Below are 217 nucleotides of genomic sequence, written 5' to 3'. Positions count from 1 at the left end.
AGACTTTTTTATGTAGGTATTACAAGGGCTATAGATAATCTGTATTTGTGTTTTAGCAGGACTATAAAGGGCAAAGCAGTAGAAGTATCTAGGTTCATAAGAGAGTGTAATTTACTAGGTTCACAAGATTTTCAGTCAGGATTTAGTTTAAAAGTAGGGGATTGTGTGGCTCACAAAGTTTTTGGACAGGGAAAAATAACTGGTAAGAAAAACGAAT

Annotated in this window: 1 pseudogene; it reads left to right on the top strand. The window is 34.1% G+C overall.

The annotated features are described in order from the left end of the window. Positions 1-217, top strand: a pseudogene (locus tag ACJDU8_RS25955) (ATP-dependent helicase); the annotation flags it as partial.

The organism is Candidatus Clostridium eludens (assembly GCF_045310515.1).
Lineage (GTDB): Bacteria > Bacillota > Clostridia > Clostridiales > Clostridiaceae > Clostridium_B > Clostridium_B eludens.
The sequence above is the reverse complement of the archived record's forward strand: the minus strand, read 5'-3'. Positions and strand labels throughout refer to the sequence as shown.